Annotated in this window: 1 protein-coding gene; it reads left to right on the top strand. The window is 41.8% G+C overall.

Going from position 1 to position 875, the window contains the following annotated elements; genetic code table 11:
* Positions 1-875: autotransporter domain-containing protein (locus ACFINM_RS09780; RefSeq protein WP_375641340.1), on the top strand; the 875-nt coding region annotated here is incomplete at both ends.

Genomic DNA, 875 nt, shown 5'->3' with positions numbered 1-875 from the left:
AGTGGATTAACCGATATGGCTAAACAAAACGCGCTTTTAGCCAATATCAGAACATCTGTCTTAGGAAAAGAAGAGGAAAAACAAACCGGTTTCTTCCTCTATACTTACGGAAACACAGGAACCTTATCTTCTGAACGCGGACCTCTCAAATATGGTTATGGTGCTGATATCCGCTATGCTGCTCTCCAAGCCGGAGTCACATTCGCGGCATTAGAAGGACAAAATACCACAACACATTTCGGTCTTGTAGGCACCTATGGGCGGCTGTCTTTCACTCCAAAGGACATAGCGGATGCCAGTAAGAGCACATTGGATAAATGGTCACTAACAGCTTATGGCAGCGTGCAGCATGACAATGGTTTCTATATGGATACACTCTTGTCCTATGGGATAATAAAGGGAGATATCGGCAATGCTATCATTGGCAAAACCGCAAAATTGAAAAACGCCAAAATGTTGAGTATCTCCACCACCGTTGGCAAAGAGTTTGCAACCGGAATGGAAGGCTTAACATTTGAGCCACAAGCACAAATTGCCTATCAACATTTGATGTTTAATACCATTGAAGATGCTGATAATTTTACCGTTGATATGAAAAATCCTTCTCAATGGTTGATCCGTGTTGGTGGACGTTTGACAAAAACCATTTCCACTGAAAACAACCGTCCGATGTCTTTCTATGGAAAAGTAAACTTGATCAAAACCTTTGGTGATAATGGTACCATTCATATTGGTAGAAACTTTGACCTTGATCCTATGGGACCTGCAATTGAAGGCGGCGTTGGCATCAATGCACAACTGTCTCACAATTTCTCCCTTCATGGTGATGTAAGTTATCAACAAAAGCTTCAGAAAACTGGTATAAGTGGTGCAAG

The organism is Bartonella sp. AA168HLJHH (assembly GCF_042197365.1).
Taxonomy (GTDB): Bacteria; Pseudomonadota; Alphaproteobacteria; order Rhizobiales; family Rhizobiaceae; genus Bartonella.
This window is presented reverse-complemented; position numbering and strand designations above follow the sequence as displayed.